Source organism: Microbacterium sp. NPDC077663 (assembly GCF_044542795.1).
Lineage (GTDB): Bacteria > Actinomycetota > Actinomycetes > Actinomycetales > Microbacteriaceae > Microbacterium.
In genome coordinates, this window is sequence record NZ_JBITVE010000003.1 from 203435 (window position 1) to 227072 (window position 23638).

Below are 23638 nucleotides of genomic sequence, written 5' to 3' on the forward strand. Positions count from 1 at the left end.
GACGGTCGGTGACCGTCAGCGGGCGTCGGCGGCGTCGCCGACCAGCTCGCGGATCGTCAGTGCGGCGCGGATGAGCGCCAGGTGGCTGAGGGCCTGCGGCAGGTTGCCGAGGAAGGCGCCGTCGTCGGGGTCGATCATCTCTGCGAACATGCCGACGTCGTTGGCCGCCTCGACGAGTTCGTCCATCGCGGCGGTGCCTTCCTCGTGACGTCCGACGCAGACGAGCGCCGCGGCGCGCCAGAAGCCGCACGCGACGAACGTGGCCTCCTCGTCGCGCATCCCCGTGTAGCGGAACAGGTGCGGCCCCTCGCCGAGCTCACCCGAGAGCGCGTCGATCGTGCGCGACATCCGCTCACCGCGGTCGAAACCGCTGAGCGAGTGCAGCAGGACGGAGGCGTCGAGGTCGCGGCTGCCCTGCGCCATGACGTAGGCGCCGCGCGACTCCGACCAGCCGTGCTGGTCCACCCATTCGCGCACGAGCTTCGCCTCCGCCGCCCACCGCTCGCTGCTACCGGGGATCTGCTCCAGCTCCGCGAGGCGGACGGCGTCGTTGAGCGCCTGCCAGCAGCCCATCTTCGACGAGGTGTAGTGCCGCTCCTCCGGAAGCTCCCACATGCCCGAATCGGGGTTCCGCCAGATGTCGCACACCTTGTCGGCGTACATCGACAGCATCCGGCCGGTCTCGACGTCGAGCGCATTGCCCGCCTCGACGTAGGCGCGGCAGATGGCGAACAGATCGCCGTACACGCCCAACTGCACCTGCTCACGGGCGGGGTTGCCGGTCACGACCGGACCGATCCCCCGCCAGCCGGGCACGTCGTACTCCGTGACATGACCGTCGAGCTCGCCGTCGAGCGTGTACATGACGTGAAGTTCCGGACCGTGCCGCCGGATCGTGCGCAGCAGCCACGAGATCGCTGCGTGCGTCTCCTCCCGCAGCCCGAAGCCGATGAGGGCGTCGACCGTGTAGGCGAGGTCACGCACCCAGGCCAGGCGATAGTCCCAGTTCTTGCGCCCTGCCAGGCTCTCGGGGAGCGAGGTGGTCGCGGCGGCCGCGATCGCTCCGGTCGGGCTGTGGATCAACAGCTTCAGCATGAGCGCACTGCGCTGCACGTGTGTGGCCCACGGGCCGTCGTACGAGAACTCCCGCGACCACGCGCGCCACCCCTCGATCGTGCGGTCGATGCCACGATCGACGTTGTCGGGGTCGGGGAAGTGGATGGGCTCGTCGTGCGTCCCGACGACGATGAGGAGGTGCCGACTGCCCTCGGCCGTCGAGAAGCCGCCGGCGAGCCCCGTCGCGATGCCGTCGGCGGATGCCGCCGGCTCCGGTCCGTGGTCGCGCCCCGTGACGCCGATCGTCGTCCGGCCCGATCGCAGGATGCTGCGCCCGTTCGCCCGGTCGTGCCAGGGCGCCGCCGTCTTGAGCGACGTGCCCGGCTGCACCCGCCAGCGGAACGCCACCTCGCCGTCCACCCCGTCGACGCGGCGGGCGAGCTCCGCCCACGGCAGGCGTCCCGCGACGCCCGTGACGAGCGCGTCCGTCACCGTCGCCGTCCCCGATGGGGTGCGGAACGTGGTCACGAGGACGTTCGTGCGCGGCAGGTACCGGCGGCGCACCTCGTACTCCCCCACGGGTTCGAGCTCGATGCAGCCGCCCGCGTCGTCGTCGAGCACACGCCCGAAGATCGGCAGGTCGTCGATGCCGGGCAGCGGCATCCAATCGATCTGCCCGCGCAGTCCGATGAGCGCGACCGTGCGTCCGTCACCGATCGGCGCGTAGCTGCGCAGATCCTGGCCGGGGGCGGTGTCGTCGAGGGGCGGCATGCCGCGAGTCTTCCCGGGGCGGCGACGGATCGCGTGGCGGTTGACACCCCGCCGTCGATATGGGACGGCGCCGGGTCAGGCCGCCGCCTCGCGGCGCTCGGCCATCCCGTCGATGACATCCCGGTAGCCATCGAGCATGCGGTCGGCGCTCAGTCGGGGACGCGCCGCGAGCGCCGCGGCGCGGTAGGCGGGCCGCCGGGTGATGACCTTCGCCCACGCCGCGGCGATCGCGTGCGGGTCGTGCGGTGTGACGAGTCCGATGCCGGTCACGACCCGCGCCGAGTCGCCCACCGCCGTCGTCACCGGGGTCGCGCCGCTCGCCGCGCCCTCGATCAGGCAGAGCGGCGACGCCTCGCCGAACGCACTCGTGAGCGCCACGATGTCGGCGCCGCGGTAGACGCGCGGCATGTCGTCCCGGATCCCCAGCAGATGGAGGCGCCCGTCGGGAGCACCGGCCTCGGCGATCGCCGCGCGGAGCGCCGGGTTGTCCGGCGTCATGCCGGCGCCGCAGAGGACGTACGTCGCGCGGGTGTCGCGCTCCGCGTGCGCGGCGACGGCGCGCAGGAACAGCCCCGGATCCTTCATCGCGTCGAACCGCGCGGCGAACAGGACCACGGGCGCGGACGGTGCGATCCCCAGCTGGGCGCGCAGCGGCATCCGCTCGTAGGGCTTGGGGCGGTACCGCGCGAGGTCGATCCCGTTCGGGATCACGACGCGCGAGGTCGACGGCGGCAGATACCGGGCGTAGGCGTCGCTCGTGGACTCCGCGCACGCGATGGTCGTGGTGAGGCGACCGGATGCCGCCAGCTCGGCGAGCCAGCGTGCCGCGGCGCCCGAGTGGGTCGGATCCGAGCGGTGCAGGCACGCGGCGATCGGGATGTCGGGAAGCAGCCCGCGTGCCTCGAGCGCGAGGAGAAGGCCCAGGGGCTGCTCCTTGAGCGTGAGGATGACGTCGGCGCGCGCGACCTCCTGCGCTGCGGCGTCGAGCTCCGCGTCGGTGAACTCGTCCGGCTCGGGGGGCAGCGCTCCGGCCTCGCGCCCCAGGTCGGTCACGTCGATGCCCGCCTCGCGCAGCCACCGGTAGCGCGGATCGTCGGCGATGTGCTGGACGGCACCCTCGCGGCGGGCGCGGGAGGCGAGCGACAGGACGGCGTGCTCGTGCGATCCGTCCTGGTGCAGCTGCGTCACGACGTTCGTGTGGAGCACGCGGGCGCCGCCCGAGAAGAGGCCTTCGTAGAGGGAGAGGACGCGGGGACCGGTCATCCCCCCATGCTCAGGCGGGGCCGCGCCGGCGCGATGAACCGCAGATGACCATCGCGTGAAGATCGGCTGCCCGGCGAGCGTCAGTGCGCGGCGGTGACCGTCTGCCACGCGGCGTCGGAGAATCCCACGATCCAGGCGGTGAACACGACCAGCCCGACGACGCTCGCAATGAGCCATCCCCAGAAGGGAGCGAGCCCGCGACCCGTGGCGCGGTGCACGACGAACGTGCGGCCGGCCACGTAGACCCCGAGGGTGACCACGAAGGCGAGGACGGCCCACCCCCACCCGAACGGCGAGGCGATGCCGCGGCGGCGGAGCGCGCGGTGGTCCAGCCGGGCGAAGACCACCGCGAGGGCGACCAGGATCGCATCGACGAGGAGCAGCAGGCTCAAGCCGGCCACGATCCAGCCGGCCGGTGTCAGCGCCGTCGAGGCTTCACCGAGCAGACGCGCGACCGCCTCGCCGTCGAGCAGGAACCCCGTGTACAGGGGAAGGGCGGATGCCGCGATCGCCGCCCAGATCCACACGGTTCCCGGTCGAGGGCTCGCCGCCGGGCCGGGAGCAGGCGCGGCGGCAGGGGCGGTTTCGTGCACCGGGGCTGCTGCGGGAGCGGCGGGGGCCACGGGCGCGGCCGGTGCCGGAGCCGATGCCGGTGCCGGTGCCGGAGCCGATGCCGATGCCGGTGCCGGTGCCGGTGCTGCGGCATCCTCCACGGCCACCGGCGTCCGCGGAGCGACCGTGTCGCTCGCCCACTCGGTGCCGTCCCACCAGCGCAGCTGGTCGGGCTCTCCCGGGTCGGGGTACCAGCCCGCCGGCGCCTGCGGGCTCACCGGCCGCGCCCGTCGGCGGCGTCCGTCGACGAGACGAGCTCGGCGCCGGCGTGGGCGAGTTCGGCGAGTGCCGCCTGGCTCGGCGCCGGGGCGACTCCGGCGATGAGGTCGGTGAGAACCCGCACCCGGCGGCCGTGGGTGATCGCGTCCAGAGCGGATGCCCGGACGCAGTGATCCGTGGCGATGCCGGTCACGTCGACGTCGACCACGCCGTGCGCCGTGAGGAGGTCGGCGACCGTCTCACCGGCATCCGTCACCCCTTCGAACAGCGAGTAGGCGGGCTTTCCCTGCCCCTTCGTGACGTGGTGGGTGACCGCGCCGGTGTCCAGGCCCGGGTCGTAGTCCGCGCCGGGCGTCCCGGCGACGCAGTGGACCGGCCAGGAGTCGACGTAATCGGGTGCGGCGGAGAAGTGCCCGCCGTTGTCGCCGTCGCCGTCGTGCCAGTCTCGGGACGCGACGATGAGGTCGTAGTCGGCGGCGTGGCCGGCGAGGTACGAGGTGATCGCCTCGGCGACGGCGTCGCCGCCGTCGACGGCCAGGGCTCCCCCCTCGGTGAAATCGTTCTGCACATCGACGATGAACAGCGCTCGGGTCATGAGTCGAGAGTACGACGGGACGGGCCTCGGAGGCATCTCCGTGTCACGGCCCGCGCGGCTACGCTGGCCGCATGGCCACGCCCGTCCGCCACCCGACCGCGGGGATCCTCGCCGCCTTCGGACTCGATGTCGTCCTCGTCGCCCTCTTCGCGGCGATCGGCCGTGCCAGCCACTCCGAGGCGCCCTTCGCGGGCCTCGCGACGACGGCGGGACCGTTCCTCGCGGCGCTCGTCGCCGGATGGCTCGTCTGCCTCGGGTGGCACGCGCCGCGGGCGATCCTCCGCACCGGCGTCCCGGTGTGGGCGGTCACCCTGGTCGGCGGGATGATCCTGCGCACCCTGTCGGGTCAGGGCGTGCAGGTCGCCTTCGTGATCGTCGCGGCATCCGTCCTGCTCATCATGCTGGTCGGGTGGCGGGTCGTGGCGCAGCTGATCGCCCGTCGCCGCGCATCCGACTGATCGGCACCGTCACGCATCGAGCGTGCGCCGGTACTCGGCGCGCGTCATCTCCTCCGCCGAGGCAGGCGGCGCCGTCTCGTCCGCGTCGGTCCGCGACAGCTTCGACGGCCACCAGATCCTCCGCCCGATGTCGTACGCGAGCGCAGGCACGAGCAGCGATCGCACGATGAACGTGTCGAGCAGCACACCGAACGCGACGATGAACGCGAGCTGCACGAGGAAGAGGATCTGGATCACGCCGAGCGCCGCGAACGTCGCCGCGAGCACGAGACCCGCCGAGGTGATCACCCCGCCGGTCGCGACGAGTCCGCGGAGGATGCCGCGACGCGTCCCGTGCCCGAGCGACTCCTCCCGGACCCGCGACATGAGGAAGATGTTGTAGTCGATGCCGAGGGCGACGAGGAACACGAACCCGTAGAGCGGTACGGCGGGATCCCCGCCCGGGAATCCGAACACGTCGTTGAACACGAGTGCGCTGACGCCCAGCGCCGCCGCGAACGAGACGATCACGCTGAGGATGAGCAGCACCGGAGCGAGGATCGAGCGCAGCAGCAGCATGAGGATCAGCAGCACCACGACGAGGATCACCGGGATGATCACCGTCCGGTCGCGGATCGAGGTGTCGTTCGTGTCGAGGTCGACGGCGGTGGTTCCGCCGACGATCCCGTCGAACGGTGCATCGGCGAGAGCGTCGCGCAGGTCGCGCACGGTCTGCTCGGCCTCGAGCGAGTCCGCGGCGTCCGACAGGGTCGCGACGAGCATCACGTCACCGCCGTCGACGGTCGGCTCCGGAGCCGGGGTTCCGGGAGGGCCCTGCGGCGCGAGCACGAGCTCGCCGTCCTCGACGCTCGCGGCAGCCTGCCCCGAGGGGGTGTCCGCGGCGACGACGCCGACCGAGTCGACCCCGTCCTGCGCGCCGATCAGCTCGGCCGCGGCGGGAGCGTCGCCCTCGGCGACGATCACGTAGAGCGGACTGCCGGATCCCGCCGCGAAGTGCTCCGCGAGCACGACCGCGCTGGCGGGGACGCCGTCTGCCTTCAACTGGGTGACACCGACGGATGCCGCCAACAGCACCACCGTCGAGAGGATCCAGACCATCCGCGCGCGGCGCGCGACGAAGCGGGCGAGTTTCGCCCACAGGCCACGGGTGGGCTGAGTGAGGTCGGCCGGCAGCTCGGTCATGCCGGTCTTCGGGATGAACGGCCAGAACGCCGCGCGGCCGACGAGCGCGAGGAGGGCCGGGAGGAAGGTCAGGGCCGACAGCATCGCGAAGGCGATGCCGATCGAGGCGATGGGACCGAGGGCGCGGTTGCTCGCGAGGTCGCTGAGCAGGAGGCACAGCAGACCGGCGATGACGGTGCCGCCCGAGGCCAGGATCGGTTCGACCGACCCTTTCCAGGCGGTGGTCGCGGCGTCCCACCTGCGCCGTCCCTCCCCGACCGCTTCTCGGAAGCGGGCGACGTAGAGCAGCGCGTAGTCGGTCGCGGCGCCGATGACGAGGATGAACAGGATGCCCTGGACCTGACCGTTGAGGACGACGATCCCGGCCTTCGCGAGCCACCACACGCTGAGGAGCGCGACGCAGAGCGCGAACACGGAGGTCAGCAGCACCAGGATCGGGAGCAGCGGCGACCGGTAGACGATCACGAGGATGACGAACACGGCGCCGAGCGCGACGAGCAGGAGCAGTCCGTCGATGCCGGTGAAGCCGGTCGCGAGGTCGGCGGTGAATCCCGCGGGTCCGGTCACCCACGCCTCGAGAGAGGCGGGTCCGTCCGCCGCGACGAGCTCGCGCACCTCGCCGACGATGTCGGTCACCTCGGCGGAGGCGTCGATCGAGACGACGACCTGCGCCGCCTCGCCGTTCTCTGAGGGGATGGCCGGCGACACCTCGAGCACGCCGTCGAGTGCGCCGATCTCATCGGCGACCGTCTGCACATCGTCGAGGTCAGCGGCGTCCAGGGCTTCGGGGCCCTCGAAGACGACGAGCGCCGGGATCGCATCGCCGCCGAGGAAGTCGTCGAGTCGCTCCTGCACCTGCGTCGACTCGGCGCTCTGGGGCAGGAAGCTCGACTGGTCGTTCGTCGAGACCTCCTCGACCTTGCCGAAGTAGGGTCCGCCGATGGATCCGCCGGCGAGCCAGATGACGACGAGAACGAGCGGCAGGGCGATGCGCAGCCAACGGGAGGGCGTCGATGCAGTGGACATATAACTAGCTTATCTAGATATACGCTTTTACAACAATATCTATTGGCGAACGAAGAACACGACGATGGATGCCGCCGTCGACAGGACCCCGAGGGCGCCGGCTCCGATCGCCAGACCGATCAGCAATCTCAGGATCGGCGGACGACGCGTGAACCTCATGCGGTCGCGCCACCCGTGGCGATACCAGATGCGTGCCGCACCCCCGGCACCGAGATGGTCGCGGTCGTGCTCGGCGAGTCTTGCCGCGTTCACCTCGCCCGCGTCGTCGAGCCAGCGGAGCGTGTGACCGTCGTCGTCGAGGTAGGCATCGGCGGGGAGCCAGCTGCCGTCGGACGCCCACACGATCACGGCGGCGATCCCGAAGACGACCGCACCCCCGAAGCCCACCCACGAGAAGATCTCGAGAATCGCGTCGAGGGCCTGTGTCACCCGTGTGTCCTCTGTTCTGGAGCCACCTAAGGGAATCGAACCCTTGACCTATTCATTACGAGTGAATCGCTCTGCCGTCTGAGCTAAGGTGGCGCGCTTCGCTCGCGCGTTGCACGATCATCGATCCTACAGGGTCGGACGGGATGGTGCGAACGCGGCCCTCATCCGGCCTCGCACCGGATGTCGCCCGTCGGCGCGTCGCCGTCCTCGAAGTACGCCACCACGGTGTCGTCGATGCACGCGTTGCCCTTGTTGAAGCCCGTGTGGCCCTCGCCGACGCGCGTCAGGAGGATGCCGGAGCTCAGCTGCTCCGCCAGCGCCGCCGACCACTCGTAGGGGGTCGCGGGGTCGTTCGTCGTCCCGATCACCAGGATCGGCGCCGCACCGTCGGCGTGGATCTCGTTCCGTGTACCCGTGGGCGGGTACGGCCACTCGTCGCAGAGGTCGACGTCCGAGCTCCAATAGGGGGCGAAGGTCGGGGCGTCCTCGGCGACCTCTGCCTCGGCCGCCGCTTCGACCTCCTCGGAATCAGCCGGGTAGTCCATGCAGTTGTAGGCCGAGAACGCCTCGGTGGAGTTGTCGAGGTAGGTCCCGTCGTAACGGTCGTAGTAGCGGTCGACGAGGTCGAACATCTCGTCGGGATCGCCCTCGAGGACGCCCGTGAGAGCGGACGAGAGCGTCGACCAGGATCCCTCGCTGTACAGCGCGGAGACGATGCCCATCACGAGAGCGTCGGCGCCCAGCATCCGGCCGTCGGTCGCCGGTAGCGGCGAGGCGTCGACCGCGGCCAGCGCATCCTCGACCTGCTGCTGCGCGTCGTCGCGCGAGCCGGTGAACGGGCACTCGGACCCCGCGAGGCACGACGTCAAGAAGGCGCCCAGCGCGGACTGGAAGCCGGCCGCCTGGCGCGCCCCCACGACCGCGCCGGGAATGGACGGATCGAGGCCGCCGTCCAGGACGACCCGGCCGACGTTCTGCGGGAAGAGCTCCGCGTACGTCGCTCCGAGGAACGACCCGTACGAGTAGCCCAGGTAGGCCAGCTTCGCGTCGCCCAGCACGCCGCGCATCAGATCGAGATCGCGTGCCGCGTTCTCGGTGGTGATGAAGGGCAGGATGCCGCCGCTGTTCTTCTCGCAGGCGCGGGCGAACGCCGAGGCGGACTGGCGCTGTTCGGCGGCGCGCTCGGAGGTGCCGCGCGGGGCCGCGGGGATGTCGAAGAGATAGCGGTCCATCGCAACGGCGTCGAGGCAGCGCACGGCCGTCGAGCGACCCACCCCGCGCGGATCGAATCCGACGACGTCGTACGACTCGAGGAGCTCTGGGCCGACCGCGAAGCCGGCCGACTGCAGCACGAGGTCGACGCCGCTGGCGCCCGGCCCGCCGGGGTTCACGAAGAGCGAGCCCTTCGATTCGCCGTTCGAGGCGACGCGCACGATCACGGCGAGATCGAGGTCGCCGCCGTCCGGATCGGTCCAGTCGAGCGGAGCGGTGATGGTGCCGCAGTAGTACGCGCCGTCGTCGAACCCGGTGCACTCCTGCCAGTCGACGTCCTGGCCGTAGTACTCCTCGAAGCCGGCGGGCGCGCCCGAGACGACGGGCGTGCGATCGGGGGCGACGGGCGCCGTGGTCACGCATCCGGCGAGCATCGCGGCCGCGAGACCCGCGGCCACGACGACCGCCGCCGCACGGCGGACAACGGCGCGCATCACGCTGTGCGCCCCGTCGCCACGGTGATGAGCATGCTCTCGAGGGCGAGGGCCGGCGCGGCGTTGCCCTGCAGGTTCGTCCGCGTCAGAGCGATGGCGTCGAGGACGGTCAGGGTGTGCTGCGGCGTCCACGCCGCAGCGAGAGCGTCGATGTCGGCGGTCAGCTCGCGGTTGATGAGCTCGGTCTCGCGACCGAACTGACGCATGAGCGTGTCGCGGTACAGCGACTCGAGGTCGGTCAGCACACGGTCGATGCCGTCCCGGAGGCTCCGGGTCGCTCGCCGCTTCTGGTCGTCCTCGAGGGCGCTGACCTGGCTGCGCACCGCGGGAGGGACCGCACTGCCCGGAGCGACGCCGAGCGTGCGCAGCAGCGCCTCACGCTCGCTCTCGTCCCGCTCCGCCGTGAGCGCCTTGGCATCGTCGGTGGCCGACTGCACGATCGTTGCCGCCACTTCCACCGCATCACCGACGCCGCGCACGCCGAGGACCGCCCGGAGTGTGCGCTCTCGGCGTTCGCGGGAGGCGGCATCGGTCGCCAGCCGCTGCGCCATGCCGATGTGGCGCTGCGCGAGCCGCGCGGACTGTTCCGCAACGGCCTCGTCGACACCCGTGCGCTGCACGATGAGCCGGGCGACGTCCGCGACGTCGGGCTCGCGCAGACGAAGGATGCGCACCCGCGAACGGATCGTCGGGAGAAGGTCGGCGTCGCTGGGAGCGCAGAGGATCCAGACGGTCTGCTCGGGCGGCTCTTCGAGCGCCTTGAGGAGGACGTTGCTCGTGCGCTCGACCATGCGGTCGGCATCCTCCATCACCATGACCCGGTAGCGACCGAGCGACGGCGAGAAGTACGAGCGCTCGACGAGGGAACGCGCCTCTTTGATCGAGATGATGACGCCCTCGGTGCGCAGCGCCGCGAGATCGGGATGCGTCCGGGCCATGACCTGGCGCATCGCGTTGTCGTCACCCGGCTCGGCGATCAGGGCCGCGGCGAACGCGTAGGCCAGGGTCGACCGCCCCGATCCGGGCGGACCGGTGATGAGCCACGCGTGCGCCAACTGGGCCGGATCGGATGCCGCGGCCCGCAGCTGCGCGACGGCCTCGTCCTGCCCCCACACCTCGCCCCACGGGAGGGCGTCGGTGGTGGCGGTCATGCCGTTCAGCCTACGAGGTGCCGGCGACGGTCAGGACAGCCGCTGCGCGACGCGTGCACGGATCGCGTCGGCGATCACGTCGACGGGCTGGGTCGCGTCGACGACGAGGAAGCGCTCGGGCTCGGCATCCGCCAGGGCGAGGAAGGCGGCGCGCACCCGTTCGTGGAACGCACCCTTCTCGGCCTCGAGCCGGTCGAACGGCTTGTCGGCGGCGTCCAGGCGCTCGCGCGCCGTCGCCGGATCGACGTCGAGCAGCACGGTGACGTCCGGCAGCGCGTCCTCCGTGGCCCACAGCGACAACCCGCGGATCTGATGGCCGTCGAGCACTCGGCCGGCACCCTGGTACGCGACCGAGCTGTCGAGATAACGGTCCTGGATGACCACGTCCCCGCGGGCGATGGCGGGGCGCACGACCGTGGCGACGTGGTGCGCACGGTCGGCCGCGTACAGCAGCGCCTCGGCGCGGGGGGCGATGTCGCCGCGGTGGTGGAGGACGATGTCGCGGATCAGGACGCCGACGTCGGTGCCGCCGGGCTCGCGCGTGCGCACGACCTGACGGCCGTGCTCCTGGAGCCACTGCTCCAGGAGCGCCGCCTGCGTCGTCTTGCCCGAGCCGTCACCGCCTTCGAGGGTGATCCAGAGCCCGGAGGTCACTTCTTCTTCGCCGCCGGCTTGCGCGCCGCGGGCTTGCGCGTGGTGCGCTTGGGCGCCGGCCCCTTGGCGCGCTTGTCGGCGAGCATCTGGACGGCGACCTCGAAGGTGATGTCGTCGGGGGTCTGACCGCGCGGGATCGTCACGTTCGTCGTGCCGTCGGTGACGTAGGCACCGAAGCGGCCGTCCTTGATGCGGATCGGCTTGCCGCTGACCGGGTCGGCCTCGAATTCCTTGATCGAGGTCGCGGCGCGGTTCGCGTACTTCGGCTGCGAGTAGATCTCGAGCGCCTGCTCGAGGGTGATGTCGAAGATCATGTCCTCGCTCGCGATGCTCCGCGAGTCGGTGCCCTTCTTGATGTAGGGACCGTAGGGGCCGTTCTGCGCCGTGATGACGGTGCCCGACTCGGGGTCGACTCCCACCTCGCGCGGCAACGACAGGAGCTTGAGCGCGGTCTCGAGATCGATCGTCTCGGGCGACATGCTCTTGAACAGCGACGCGCGCTTGGGCTTGGGCGCGACAGGCTTCTTCGCACCGCGCTTGGGCTTGGCGTCCTCGGCCGGCGCCTCCTCTTCGGGGAGCACCTCTTCGAGGTAGGGGCCGAACCGACCGTCCTTGATGACGACGTCGCGTCCGTTCTCGGGGTTCTGCCCGAGCACCCGGTCGCCACCGATCGGGGCCTCGATCAGCTCGCGAGCCCGCTCGGGCGTGAGTTCGTCGGGCGCGAGGTCGTCGGGCACGTTGATGCGGCGCGGCGTCTCGGGGTCGTCCCCGGGGACCTCGAGGTACGGACCGTACCGGCCGAAGCGGAGCACCGCGACGTCGCCGATCTTGGTCGAGTTGATCTCGCGCGCGTCGATGTCGCCGAGGTTGTCGACGATGTTGCGCAGGCCCACGTGGCCCTCGGAGCCGAAGTAGAACTCGCGCAGCCAGGCGGCGCGGTTCTGCTCGCCGCGGGCGATCGCGTCGAGGTCGTCCTCGAGTGCCGCCGTGAAGTCGTAGTCGACCAGGTCGGCGAAGTGCTCCTCGAGCAGTCGCACGATGCTGAAGGCGAGCCAGCTCGGAACGAGCGCCTGACCGCGCTTGGACACGTAGCCGCGGTCGAGGATGACGTCGATGATGCTGGCGAACGTCGAGGGACGGCCGATGCCGCGCTCCTCGAGCGCCTTGACGAGGGACGCCTCGGTGTACCGGGGCTTGGGGCTCGTGGCGTGACCCTTCGGCTCGACGTCGGTCAGCCGCAGCGCGTCGCCGACGGCGAGCGCGGGGAGCGACTGGTCGTCGGTGCGGTCGTTGTCGTTGCGCTTCTCGTCGCGCCCCTCCTCGTACGCGTCGAGGAAGCCCTTGAACGTGTACACGGTGCCGGACGCGGTGAAGGTCGCGGTGCGGCCGGCGGCATCCGCGTCGATCGTCACTGTCGTGGTCTCGTACTTGGCGTCGGCCATCTGGCTGGCGACGGTGCGCATCCAGATCAGCTCGTAGAGTCGCAGCTCATCGCGATCGAGGCCGGAGGTGACCTCCTTCGGCGTGCGGAAGTGCTCGCCCGAGGGTCGGATCGCCTCGTGCGCCTCCTGCGCGTTCTTGGCGTTGTTCCGGTAGCTGCGGGGGTTCGCAGGCACGGCCTTGTCGCCGTAGAGCGCGACGGCCTGCGTGCGCGCCGCGGTGACCGCCTGCGCCGACAGTGCCGTCGAGTCGGTACGCATATAGGTGATGTAGCCCTTCTCGTAGAGCCGCTGCGCGACGCCCATGGCGTGCTTGGCGCTCATCGAGAGCTTGCGACCTGCCTCCTGCTGGAGGGTCGAGGTCGTGAACGGAGGCTTCGGGCTGCGCGTGCCGGGCTTGGCCTCGACGCTGACGACGGATGCCGCACCGGAGGCCTCGAGGGCGGCGGCCAGTTCGCGGGCCTGCTCCTCGCTGAGGACGACGACGGCCTTCTTGAGCGCGCCGGTGTCGTCGAAGTCGGTGCCGCGGGCCAGCGGCGCGCCGTCGAGACGAGCGAGGCGGATCGCGAAGGCGTCGGCACCCTTGACGGCGGTGGAATCGACGTCCCAGTACGAGGCGGAGACGAAGGCCATGCGCTCGCGCTCGCGCTCGACGACCATGCGGGTCGCGGCCGACTGGACGCGGCCGGCGCTCGTTCCCTGGCCGACCTTGCGGCGCGTGACGTCGGAGACGTCCCAGCCGTACAGCCGGTCGAGGATGCGGCGGGTCTCCTGGGCGTCGACGAGGGCGTGATCGAGTTCACGGGTGTTCTTGACCGCGGCCTGGATCGCGTCCTTCGTGATCTCGTGGAAGACCATCCGCTTGACGGGGACCTTCGGCTTGAGGGTCTCGAGCAGGTGCCACGCGATGGCTTCGCCTTCGCGGTCCTCATCAGTGGCGAGCAGGAGTTCGTCGGCGTTCTTCAGGGCGCGCTTGAGCTCGGACACCGTCTTCTTGCCGCGCTCGCTCTCCACATAAAGAGGAGTGAAGTCGTTCTCGATGTCGATGGAGTACTTGCCGACGGAGGTCTTCTTCAGATCCGCCGGGATGTCCTTCTTGTCGGCGAGGTCGCGGATGTGCCCGACCGAACTCATGACCTCGTACCCGTCACCCAGGTATCCCTGGATAGAGCGCATCTTCGTCGGAGACTCGACGATGACGAGCTTCTTGCCCTGTGCCACGTGGCGTCCTTTCTTCGTTGCACACCATACACACCGCGTTGTCAAGAGCGCGCTGAGAGCGCCCGCCGCGGACCGCGTCACGGGCCGTCCTGCGGCGGCCCCGCGCGGGCGCGCGCCCGCGCGTCCAGAGGGCCGACGCCGATCGAGACCTCGACCGTCACGATGAGCCCGTCGACGCGACACGCGGAGACGGTCGCCCCCGCCCGCGAGGCGACCTCCGCGGCCCGCGAACACGGTTCGCCGGGAATCAATCCCGACGCGGTGTCGGCGGCCGCGAGAGCCGCCGCGTCCGCTGCGCCCGCTGCGCGCGCCGCGGTCGCTGCGGCGCCCCCGGCGGCGAGGAAGCCGACGGCGAGGGTCGCCGTGACGGCCACGACACCGATCGTCGTCGCGGATCCCGCCATCAGTCCCCCTCCGGGGCGGGTAGCGCACACGAGGTCGCCCGGAGGTCGGGCAGCGGCAGGGGCACTCCTGCGGCGGCGGTCAGGTCGACGCACACGAGGTCACCGTCGCGGCGGCTGCGCACCTCCGCGCCGGAGGCGAGCGCGCGCGCCGCCGCGACCACGCGGTCGGCGGGCTCCTCGCGAGCCGCCAGCCGCGCCGCCTGCGCAGCCGCGTGCTCCAGCCGCACCTGCCTGGCACCCACCGAGAGTGCCGACACGGCGAGGACGATGACGAGGACGACGGCGGGGACCGTCACGGCGAACTCCGCCGCGACCGATCCCCGCTCGTCCCGCCTCATGAGACGGTCAGCGCGCGCCGCACCAGGTCGGTGAGGATGCCGCGCACCTCGTCCGAACGCATGATGATCACGAGCAGGCCGGCGAAGGCCACCGCCGCCATCGTCGCGATGGCGTACTCGGCCGTCGCGGCTCCGGTCTCGTCGGCGAACAGTTCCGCGGCGCGGCGTCGGGTCAGGGTGGGCAGGTCGTGGGGTGTCATGATCTCCTCCGATGTGGGTTGTGGGTGTGGGCACGTCTGGGGCTCACAGGGTGAGCGGGGTCGTGGTCAGCACGGACAGCAGCATCGGGCCGACACCGAGCAGCAGGAATGCCGGCAGGGTGCAGACCCCCAACGGCAGCAGCAGCCGTCCCGAGAGCGTGGCGGCGCGCAGCCGTCCTTCCGTCCGCGCCGCTTGACGGCGGGCCGCGGCATCCGCCCGGAGCAGTTCCACCGCGGGGGCCCCGGCCGACCAGGACAGGGCGAGCACCGTCTCGGTCTCGGCGGTGGGCGCCAGGCCCGACGCCGCCGCAGCGATCTCGGTCGCCTGAGGGATCGACACCCCGCCCGAGAGCGCGATCGCGATCACCTCGGCATCCAGTCCGGGGATCTCCTCCCCCGGCTGCGCCCGCGCGACGAGCGCACGCGTCCATCGGTGCGTGAGGAGCATCAGCGCTCCGCCGGCCACCAGACAGACCGTGCCCGCCGGAGTGGCCAGCGCCGCGATCGGGTCGAAACCGAGCGCCGCGCCGAGGCCCAACGCCACCAGCGGCAACCAGGCGATGAGACGGGCCGTGGTCTGGGGCTCCGCCAGGGCGGTGCGCACGTCGTCGCGCGCCTGATGGGCGTCGCGGAGCGCCTCGGCGAGACCGCGGAGGCTCACGGCGAGCGGCGCCCCGACGGTCGTCGCCACCCGCCACGCGATCCCGATCTGCCGCCACGCCTCACCCCGATCGGTGAGAGCGGATGCCAGCGGCTCCCCCTCGTCGAGCCGCGCACACACCGCGGCGGCGGTCGGGTCGCCGGTCGTCGCGAGGTGACGCCACGCCGCCGCCGGCGCGATGCCGGCCTGCAGCAGAACCGCGAGGCGCTGGACGACCGCCGCAACCGATGCGGCATCGGGCGCGGCATCCGCGGTTATGCGGCGTCTCACGAGAGCTCCTCGACAGCCAGACGATCGCTGCGCACCACGGGGCGGGCGATCCCCGTCACGCGGCGCACGCCGTCGGGACCCCGCTCGATGTGCACGACGGCCCCGATCGCGCTGGCGGTCTGACGGGCGAGCGCCCGGTCGTCCATGCCGGCGAGCGCCCCGAGGGCCTCGAGCCGCGCGGGGACATCGGCGACCCCGCTGGCGTGCACCGTCCCCGCGCCGCCGTCGTGGCCGGTGTTGAGGGCGCTCAGGAGCTCCCGCACCTCCTCGCCCCGACACTCCCCCACGATCAGGCGATCGGGCCGCATTCGCAGCGCTTCGCGCAGCAGGCGCCCGAGCGGGATCGCGCCGACGCCCTCGAGGTTCGCCTGCCGCGCCTCCAGACGTACGTGGTGGGGATGGGCGATCCGGAGCTCCGCGACGTCCTCGATCGTGACGATCCGCTCCGACACCGGCACCCGCCCGAGCAGCGCGGCCAGCAGAGTGGTCTTCTCCACTTGGTGCATCTGACGCACCTAATCAGTGGAGGTGATCGGCATGAACGTCGAACGCAAGAAGAACGTTGTGGCCTACGTGCGGGTGGTCCGCGCGCGGGCCGTTGGCGGGGACGCTGCAGCGCAACGACGAGCCATCGAGCGGCGCTGCCGCGAGAACAACCTAGTCGTGGAAGCGACGTTGCGAGCAACCCGCCTGGCTGTCGATCGATCCTCAACGGAGGTGCTTCACGCACTGGCTCGATACCCGCTCGGTGTGTCTCTGAAGCAGGGGTCCGATCGGGGTGGTCGTCATGCTCTCTAGGACAACTACGAGCAGCACTGCAACAATTACCGAGCAGGTGCTGATCTATCTGAGGATCAGCGAGGACCGTACCGGCGAGGAAGCCGGGGTCGAGCGGCAGCGAGACGACTGCCTCGCGCTGTGCGCCCGGCTGGGCTTAGACGTTGCCGAGGGCGACGTGTTCATGGACAACGACACGTCCGCCTACCTCGACAAGAAACGACCCGACTTCGCGCGGATGCTCGCTCGGATCAAGCTCGGGCCTTCGCGGGTCGTCGTCTGGCACGTCGATCGCCTCTACCGGCGACCCCGTGAGCTCGAGGACTTGATCGACCTCGTGGAGACGCATCCAATCCGCATCGAGGCTGTCATGGGCGGTGCGTTCGACTTGAACACCCACGAGGGTCGGCTGATGGCCCGGCAGCTCGTTGCGATGGCGGCCTACGAGTCCGGGCACAAGGCTGACCGCATCCGCCGTGCGAACCGGCAGAAGGCCGAACGTGGCGACTGGCACGGCGCAGCAAAGTTCGGCTACGGCACCGGCGGCGTCCTCATCCCGGAGCAGGCCACGGTCATCCGTGAGATGGCGGACAGGTTCCTCGCTGGACAGTCGCTACGCTCGATCACCGCGTGGCTGAACGAAGAGTCCGGGTTCCCCGCACCGCAGGCAAGGACGGGGAAGACGCTCGGTGTCTGGCACGCGACCACCGTGAAGTCCATCTTGGTCTCCGCGCGGATCAGCGGGCAGCGAGCGTATGAGCCGACGCGAAGGCGCGGTGATGGACCGAAGGGGCGAGAGATCCTCGGACCGGGGAACTGGCCTGCGATCATCACTCCGGAGGAGACGACCCGCATCAGAGCGATGCTTTCCAACCCCGACCGCCGGGTCGGAGCATCTTCGATCAACCTGCTGTCGGCGATCGCGACGTGCGGCAAGTGTGGCTCCGGGCTCGTCGCGGGCAAGGCCAAGCACGGACCATCGGACGCGAAGCGGAACTACTACCGCTGCATGCCGGTGCCAGGGCATCCCGAGCGAGGCGGCCTGTCGGTCAGTGCATCCGGCCTCGAAGCTGTCGTCAGAGAAGCCGTGATTGCCCGCCTGGCCGTGACCACTCTCCCGGCCGACACTCCCGAGACAGGCGGGGCGGTCGCGGAAGCGATGGGACGGATCATGGCCGCTCGTGAGCGGATGGAAGACCTCGCCCGCGACTACGGAGCGGGCACGCTGACCCGCAGCGAGTACCACGCCGGTCGTGTCGCGGCGCAGAGCGCCGTTCATGACGCGGAACTAGCCCTCGGCAGGGTGAACCGCGGATCGGCCCTCAAAGGGCTCCCTATCGGCGATGAGGCGGCTCTGCGGCACGCCTGGGAGCATGAGTGGACCGTTCCGCAGAAGCGCGCGATCCTGACCGCGCTGATCGACAGCCTCGTCGTGCAGCCCTACGCGCATGGTGGTTCGCGTTTCCGACCCGAGCGGGTGCAGCTCACCTTCAAGGCATGACGGGAGGGTGCTGGGTCAGGCCGGATGCTCCATGAGCGCACGGAGCCGGCCCAGCACCACCGGGTCTTCGACGGCGAACGGTACCCCCGACGCCTCGCATGCCTCTCGCGTCCAGGCCACCACATCGAAGTCGGGCGGGAGCGCGTCCCTCGCGAGATCGCCTTGGGTCGCGTTCTCCGCGCTTGTGCCGCCCATGATCCAGAGGTGCGCGCGTCGCCCCCGCTCCCACGGCGGCGCACACATTCATGGTGCGGGCGCCTGCTCGCGGCGAAGAAGCGGAGCAGCATCATGGCAACCCCTCGATACCGGCCGGAGCAGTTCGTCGACTCGGGCTGGGACTCGGGCACCCCGGAGCGTAAGGCGCGGTTCGTGAACTCGCTGCTGCGTTTCATCGCCGACGACTTCCCTCGCGAACGGTTCACTCGCCCGCTGTATCTGGGGCTCTCCACGCATGGCTACTTCGGGTTCATCGCGCACTACGACATTCACGGGTTCTACGAGGAGCAGCTGGCGACGCCGGCGAGGCGTGAGCGGTTCCTGAGCGATCTGGCCCGCGACTGCCAGAAGGACGCGCACCTGGATCGCCCGGACCTGTGGAGCGATGTCAAGGAGGTGCTGGCGAGCCGTCTCATGCCGCAGCAGGAGCCGGCTCGCTCTCCGCGTCGGCTCGCGCCGTCGACGTCGTTCGGTGCGCGTTCGGCCGCTGCCCGCTCGGACGCCCCGACCTTGTTCTGACGCGTGGCGTCAGAGGCCGAACTGCGGTCCGTCGGGCTGCGGGGTTGGCGAGCGTTCGACCACGGTGAGGTCAACCACCGAACGGTCTGGGTCGGCTCGCACGCCGAGCGTGGGCCGGTGGGCGCGGACGGCCTCCACGGTGATCCGGGCTTCTTCGACGGCGGCGGGCGGCTGTTCGCTGCTGTCCTGCATCGCGGCCAGCTGGGCCTCGACTCGGGTCAGGTCCATCTCGGCGGCGGCGAGGGCAGCCGCGTAGCGGAAAGGTTTGCCGATGCGTTCTTCGGTCTCCGCGATGGTCTGCTCGGCGACGGCGAGGTCGTCTCGCGCATGCCGGAGCAGCGCGGGGATGCCCGAGACGCGGTTCTCGATGCGTTGGATCACGCCGACGCCTCCCGCGAGGAAAGCGTCGCGGGAGATGGCGAAGGCGCTGCGGGGCACGTCGTTGAGTGTGATCTCCATGAGCAGATCGCTGAGCATCGGCCGGGTGCCGAGGTGGACGTCGAATCCGCTGATGCGCCCGATGACGCCGTAGTCGCGGGTCGCGTACTTGGGCGCCCATTTCAGATCGGAGTCGTTCGCCCATCGGGCGAGCGCGTGGGCGGCGTCGACCCGCGAGTCGTAGTGCGTGCCGCGCAGCTCGATGCGGAAGTTGTCGTCGGAGGTGTCGCGGATGCGCGGGAGCACCGCTTCCAGGTGCTGGATGTCGTCACCGGCGCGGCGCGCGTCGCCGCGGGCACGGTCGCGGGTGTGGATGAGCATCGACTCGTTGCGGTGATAGGCGCGCTCCAGCCGGCGGAGCCTGGCGACCTCGTTCTGGATCGTGGAGTGCTCCAGCAGCAGCGGGTTGCCGGAGCTGATCGCCTTCGCCTCGGCGGCGGACAGGGCTGAGGAGTCGATCTCCTCGATCTCTCGGGTGTCGAGTCGGCCGCGCATGAGCTGGGCGATGAACGTCGCCTTCCGCTCGACGCCTTGCCACATGTAGGAGTCGAAGGATCGCTCGGTGACGAACCGGACGATCGCGACCTCGGCGTTCTGGTTCCCTTGCCGCATGATGCGTCCCTCGCGCTGCGCGATGTCGGAGGGACGCCACGGGCAGTCGAGGTGGTAGAGCGCGACCGCCCTCGCCTGGACGTTGGTGCCCACCCCCATCTTCTCGGTCGAGCCCATCAGCACGGCGATGTGCCCGGCGCGGGCTGCGGCGAACAGGCGCGCCTTGTCGGTGTCGGTCTTGGCCTCGTGCATGAACCGGATCGCCTCGCCCGGCATCCCGCGCAGGACGAGCTGGGCGTGCAGCTCGTCGTAGGCGTTCCAACGGTCGGGGTTCGGCGTGCCGATATCGGAGAACACCAGCTGCAGCGCGCCTCGCACAGGTGAAGGCTCCCCGGTGATGACGTCGAGATACTCGTTGTCGCGCGTGCGCTCCCAGATCCGGTGAATCGCGTCGGCGGCGGCGTCGATCTTCGTCGGGCCGGAGGGTCGGTTGGGGACGATCATGCGAATGTCCAGCGCGGCCATGCGGCCGTCGGTGGACACGTTGAGCATGTTGTCCTCGTTGGGCGGGACCGCCTTGGCGGCGATCTTCTCCGCCCGCGCGCCCAGGTGCTCGATGAACCGTTTGAGCTCGACGGTGGGCTGCACTGGAATGGTCGCCGGGACGCGCTGGCCGTCGTCGCGGGCGACGAGGTCGGGGGTGGGCAGTTGCAGGTCTTCGGCGGTCTTCACGTCGGCGAAGATCGACCACATCTTGAGCATCTCCGGCACGTTGGAGAACTTGGCGAAGCGGGTCTTCATGCGGAACGTGTTGTTGCCGGTTGGGGCCATCTCCATCTGCGTGACGGTCTGTCCGAACGTCGCCGCCCAGGCGTCGAACGCTCCGATGCCGGCCGCGTCGAGCAGGTCGGGACGCAGGTAGCGCTGCATCACGTATGCCTCGGTCACGCTGTTGGAGATCGGGGTCGCGGTCGCCCCGGTGACGACGCGCTCCCGGCCCTGGGAGCGCAGGTACTCGAGCTTCATGTGCAGGTCTGTCGCCCGGTCGGAGCCCTCGATCGATGCGTCACGGATGTTGGACTCCGTGGCGAGGTTCTTGTACATGTGCATCTCGTCGACGATCACGTAGTCGATGCCGGTGTCTTCGAAGCAGACGCCGACGTCGCGGGAGGTGTCGGTGCGGTCCTTGAGTTTGTTCTCCAAAGCGAGGAGCTTGCGTTGGATGCGTTTGACGCTCATCCGGTCCTCGCCCTCGGCCTGGTCGAGCACTTGCTTGACGTCATCGACCTGCGAGCGGATGTATGCCTGCTGGGTCTCGGTGCGCAGCGGGATCTTCGCGAACGCTCCCTGCGTCAGGATGACGGCGTCCCACTCGTTCGCGGCGGCGCGGGCGACGAAGGTGCGGCGCTTGTCCGCGGTGAGCTCGCCGCTGGAGGCGGCGAGGATGCGAGCCTGCGGGTAGATCTGCAGCCACTCCCTCCCCACCTGTTCCAGCATGTGATTCGGTACGACGACGACCGGCTTGGCGATCAGACCCATGCGGCGCATCTCCATCGCACCCATCACCATCTCGGCGGTCTTGCCCGCGCCGACCTCGTGGAACAAACCGGCGGAGGGCTCGGCGATCATGCGGGCGACCGCGGCGCGCTGGTGCGTGCGCGGCTCGAAGCTGGCCACCATGCCGGGCAGCGACAGGTAGTCGCCGGCCTCGCTGTAGTCGCGCAGCACGATCGAGTTGAAGCGTCGGTTGTACTCGTCCACGAGCGCGGCGGCGCGGGCGGGGTCTTCCCACACCCACTCGCCGAACCGTTCCTGGATGAGGTCGGCCTTTTCCTGCGCTGCCGTCGTCTCGATCGGGTTCAGGACGCGGCGGACCTTCCCGCCGACGTCTTCCACCTCGTCGTAGACGAGCAGGGTCTTCTGCTCCATGACGGCTTGCGCGATGTCCGGTGCGGGGCGCCGCTCGGTGCCCCATTCGCTCGTGGACAGCACGCCCGCTCGGCCGCCTCTGACCTCCCACATGCCCGGTAGCGAGTTCTCCACCCGCACGTCGGAGGTCTTCAGGATCGCGTTGAGGAAGTCCTCGTGGATGCGTTCGCTGATCCACACGGCGCCCAGGCGCGCGGTGATGTCCTCCACGCCCAGGGCGGCGGGCATCACGGCGGTCAGCGCGTCGACGTTCGCCTGGAACGCCGGTTGGTCGGCGGCGCGCTCTTTGGCGGCCTCCAGCTTCCCCCGCACGTCGCCGGACAGGTAGGCGGGGGCGTGGACGAGCTCGCCGCCGACGGGGTCGGTGAACACCATCCCGGCCAGGGCCGGGCGGGCCTCATGCTCGGGCATCCCGAGCAGATCGGCGATGAGGGTCAGGTCGATGCCGCCGGTGCGGTCCAGACTGACCGCGATCGCGTCGGCGGGGGTCTCCACGCCCTGCACCTCCGGGCGGGGCGCGACGACGCGGCGGGTCATGATCGCCGCCGGCGTGGCCGTCTGCTCGGTGTCGTCGAACTGCTCCAGCGCGATCACGAGCGGCCCGAACGGGTCCGAGCGCAGCAGCCGGATCGGGGTCGGCACGATCCGCGCGTAGGTGTCCTCGCCGGCCGGGTTCTGCCGGCCGGTCGGCCGCAGCGTGTACCGGTTGAGAGGGCCGTACTTGCCGAGGTACTTCTGGTAGTCGTGGCGCAGCGCGGCGCGTGCCTCGGTGACCTCGGCCGTGTCGTCCACGGTCGCCGACTCCAGGGTCAGCAGAGTCGTGGCGCGGTCGCGCAGCCCGAGCAGGGCGCGCAGTTCGGTCGCGGCCGACTTCGGCACGGCGAACGGTTCGAGCGCGCCGGAGGCGACGGTCGCGAACTCGCCGACGTCGACGGGGACGATGCTGCCGTCCCACGCGGCCGGCGCGGACGGGGTGAACGCGGCACGGCGGGACTGCTGCGCCGCGGTGCGTTCGCTCATCGTCAGGCCGAGCCGGCGGCCGGAGAACACGATCTCGTCCACGGCGAGCGCCAGGGTGCTCTCCAGCTCGGCGAGGTCTCCGCTGACCGTGAGCGTGTCCGCGCCGTACATGCCCTGCTGCACGCCGACGGTGCCGAGCATCCGCTCGGGGCGGTGGTCGAAGTAGGTGTTGATCTTCACCAGCCGCCCGTCGATGCTGACCGGTGTGACGGTCTCCCACAGGTCGTCGGCCGGCGGCTGGTCGTCCTCGCGGCGGCGGAAGATGAGCAGGTCGGTGAGCACCTCGGTGCCGGCGGCGCGGCGGTGCGCGCCGGTGGGCAGGCGGATCGCCCCGACGAGGTCCGCCAGGGCGTTCATCTCCCGGCGTGCGCCGGGGTTCTGCGCGTCCATCGTGTAGTGCGAGGTCAGCACCGCGACGAGGCCGGCCGGCCTGGTCAGGCGCAGCGACTTGAGGATGAAGTGGTTGTGCATCGTCTGCTTGGTGCTGTTGTGGACCGGATCGTGCAGGACGACGCCGGCGAACGGCACGTTGCCGATCGCCGCGTCGAAGTGCGCTTCGGGCAGGCGGGTGTCGGCGAACGACTCGGCGCGGATCGTGGCGTGCGGGTAGATGCCCTGGCTGATCGCGGCGGTCACCGGGTCCAGCTCCACCCCGGTCATCTGCGCCGTCGTCGGTGCGAGGCCGATGAAGGTCCCTGCCCCGGAGCCGGGTTCCAGCACGGCGCCGCCGGTGAAGCCGAGCGCGCTCATCGCCCGCCACATCTGCCGGACGATCAACGGGTCGGTGTAGTGGGCGTTGATCGTCGTGCGCGCCGCGGCGTCCCACTCCGCCTCGTACAGCAGACCGCGCAGCTCGGCGCGTTCGGCGTCCCAGCCGTCCTTGGCCGCGTCGAACACATCGGGCAGAGCCCCCCAGCTCGACCAGCGGGCGAGCACTTTCTGCTCCTCGGCGGTCGCGGCACGGTCTTCGGCGACCAGCGTGCGCGCGAGCCGGATCGCGGCGGTGTTCGCCTGGAACCTGGCCTTTTGCC

Annotated in this window: 19 protein-coding genes, 1 tRNA gene and 1 pseudogene; 3 read left to right on the top strand and 18 right to left on the bottom strand. The window is 70.7% G+C overall.

Annotation, left to right across the window (positions count from 1 at the left end; translation table 11 throughout):
- Positions 1 to 15: 15 nt before the first annotated feature.
- The 4 genes from ACIGEP_RS13715 to ACIGEP_RS13730 all read right to left on the bottom strand — a co-directional run bounded on the left by ACIGEP_RS13715 (position 16) and on the right by ACIGEP_RS13730 (position 4516).
- On the bottom strand, positions 16 to 1827 hold the full coding sequence (locus ACIGEP_RS13715) for a glycoside hydrolase family 15 protein (RefSeq protein WP_396662193.1): 1812 nt from the start codon (positions 1825 to 1827) through the stop codon (positions 16 to 18).
- 75 nt (positions 1828 to 1902) lie between these two features.
- Positions 1903 to 3090 (bottom strand): glycosyltransferase, encoded by a 1188-nt coding sequence (locus ACIGEP_RS13720; RefSeq protein WP_396662194.1) that lies wholly within the window; start codon positions 3088 to 3090, stop codon positions 1903 to 1905.
- An 80-nt stretch (positions 3091 to 3170) separates the two neighbouring features.
- Positions 3171 to 3920: a DUF2510 domain-containing protein gene (locus ACIGEP_RS13725; protein WP_396662195.1), complete on the bottom strand. Its 750-nt coding sequence runs from the start codon at positions 3918 to 3920 to the stop codon at positions 3171 to 3173.
- A complete protein-coding gene (locus tag ACIGEP_RS13730; RefSeq protein ID WP_396662196.1) occupies positions 3917 to 4516 on the bottom strand; it encodes an isochorismatase family protein in 600 nt (199 codons plus the stop codon). Before ACIGEP_RS13730 ends, ACIGEP_RS13725 begins: the two co-directional genes overlap by 4 nt.
- Before the next feature lie 71 nt (positions 4517 to 4587).
- Here ACIGEP_RS13730 and ACIGEP_RS13735 point away from each other — a divergent pair, with 71 nt between their 5' ends.
- The gene (locus ACIGEP_RS13735; protein ID WP_396662197.1) at positions 4588 to 4974 is read left to right on the top strand and encodes a DUF3054 domain-containing protein; all 387 of its coding nucleotides are present in this window, start codon (positions 4588 to 4590) and stop codon (positions 4972 to 4974) included.
- Between the two features lie 9 nt (positions 4975 to 4983).
- On the opposite strand, the gene ACIGEP_RS13740 is transcribed toward ACIGEP_RS13735, so the two are convergent.
- The 12 genes and pseudogenes from ACIGEP_RS13740 to ACIGEP_RS13795 all read right to left on the bottom strand — a co-directional run.
- Positions 4984 to 7182, bottom strand: coding sequence for an MMPL family transporter (locus ACIGEP_RS13740; RefSeq protein WP_396662198.1), 2199 nt, complete (start codon positions 7180 to 7182; stop codon positions 4984 to 4986).
- Positions 7183 to 7221: 39 nt separating this feature from the next.
- Complete coding sequence (locus tag ACIGEP_RS13745) at positions 7222 to 7611, bottom strand: hypothetical protein (RefSeq protein WP_396662199.1); 390 nt, start codon at positions 7609 to 7611, stop codon at positions 7222 to 7224.
- Positions 7612 to 7628: 17 nt separating this feature from the next.
- Positions 7629 to 7704 (bottom strand) — tRNA-Thr (locus tag ACIGEP_RS13750).
- A 68-nt stretch (positions 7705 to 7772) separates the two neighbouring features.
- Entirely contained in the window at positions 7773 to 9317 is a 1545-nt protein-coding gene (locus ACIGEP_RS13755; protein WP_396662609.1) for an alpha/beta hydrolase, read from the bottom strand.
- A complete protein-coding gene (locus ACIGEP_RS13760) occupies positions 9317 to 10468 on the bottom strand; it encodes a DNA polymerase III subunit delta' (protein ID WP_396662200.1) in 1152 nt (383 codons plus the stop codon). Before ACIGEP_RS13760 ends, ACIGEP_RS13755 begins: the two co-directional genes overlap by 1 nt.
- A gap of 30 nt (positions 10469 to 10498) precedes the next feature.
- Positions 10499 to 11122: a dTMP kinase gene (gene tmk, locus ACIGEP_RS13765; RefSeq protein WP_396662201.1), complete on the bottom strand. Its 624-nt coding sequence runs from the start codon at positions 11120 to 11122 to the stop codon at positions 10499 to 10501.
- Positions 11119 to 13782 carry a type I DNA topoisomerase gene (gene topA, locus ACIGEP_RS13770; protein ID WP_396662202.1) on the bottom strand — a complete coding sequence of 888 codons (2664 nt, stop codon included), beginning with the start codon at positions 13780 to 13782 and terminating at the stop codon, positions 11119 to 11121. The genes tmk and topA overlap by 4 nt, the downstream gene beginning before the upstream one ends.
- A gap of 77 nt (positions 13783 to 13859) precedes the next feature.
- Positions 13860 to 14186 carry an Rv3654c family TadE-like protein gene (locus ACIGEP_RS13775; RefSeq protein ID WP_396662203.1) on the bottom strand — a complete coding sequence of 109 codons (327 nt, stop codon included), beginning with the start codon at positions 14184 to 14186 and terminating at the stop codon, positions 13860 to 13862.
- Positions 14186 to 14524 carry a TadE family type IV pilus minor pilin gene (locus tag ACIGEP_RS13780; protein WP_396662204.1) on the bottom strand — a complete coding sequence of 113 codons (339 nt, stop codon included), beginning with the start codon at positions 14522 to 14524 and terminating at the stop codon, positions 14186 to 14188. Before ACIGEP_RS13780 ends, ACIGEP_RS13775 begins: the two co-directional genes overlap by 1 nt.
- Complete coding sequence (locus ACIGEP_RS13785; protein WP_251582201.1) at positions 14521 to 14724, bottom strand: DUF4244 domain-containing protein; 204 nt, start codon at positions 14722 to 14724, stop codon at positions 14521 to 14523. Before ACIGEP_RS13785 ends, ACIGEP_RS13780 begins: the two co-directional genes overlap by 4 nt.
- Before the next feature lie 43 nt (positions 14725 to 14767).
- Positions 14768 to 15655 carry a type II secretion system F family protein gene (locus ACIGEP_RS13790; protein WP_396662205.1) on the bottom strand — a complete coding sequence of 296 codons (888 nt, stop codon included), beginning with the start codon at positions 15653 to 15655 and terminating at the stop codon, positions 14768 to 14770.
- Positions 15652 to 16146, bottom strand: a pseudogene (locus ACIGEP_RS13795) (ATPase, T2SS/T4P/T4SS family); the annotation flags it as partial. The pseudogene ACIGEP_RS13795 and the gene ACIGEP_RS13790, both read right to left, overlap by 4 nt.
- A 296-nt stretch (positions 16147 to 16442) precedes the next feature.
- Between ACIGEP_RS13795 and ACIGEP_RS13800 the strand changes: the two are divergent.
- Positions 16443 to 17933, top strand: coding sequence for a recombinase family protein (locus tag ACIGEP_RS13800; protein ID WP_396662206.1), 1491 nt, complete (start codon positions 16443 to 16445; stop codon positions 17931 to 17933).
- 15 nt (positions 17934 to 17948) lie between these two features.
- Here the strand turns inward: ACIGEP_RS13800 and ACIGEP_RS13805 are convergent, their stop codons facing one another.
- Positions 17949 to 18128: a hypothetical protein gene (locus ACIGEP_RS13805; protein ID WP_396662207.1), complete on the bottom strand. Its 180-nt coding sequence runs from the start codon at positions 18126 to 18128 to the stop codon at positions 17949 to 17951.
- A gap of 93 nt (positions 18129 to 18221) precedes the next feature.
- Between ACIGEP_RS13805 and ACIGEP_RS13810 the strand changes: the two genes are divergently transcribed.
- Entirely contained in the window at positions 18222 to 18668 is a 447-nt protein-coding gene (locus ACIGEP_RS13810) for a hypothetical protein (RefSeq protein ID WP_396662209.1), read from the top strand.
- Between the two features lie 9 nt (positions 18669 to 18677).
- Here ACIGEP_RS13810 and ACIGEP_RS13815 read toward each other — a convergent pair whose 3' ends face one another.
- Positions 18678 to 23543, bottom strand: coding sequence for a helicase-related protein (locus ACIGEP_RS13815; RefSeq protein WP_396662210.1), 4866 nt, complete (start codon positions 23541 to 23543; stop codon positions 18678 to 18680).
- Positions 23544 to 23638: the final 95 nt, after the last annotated feature.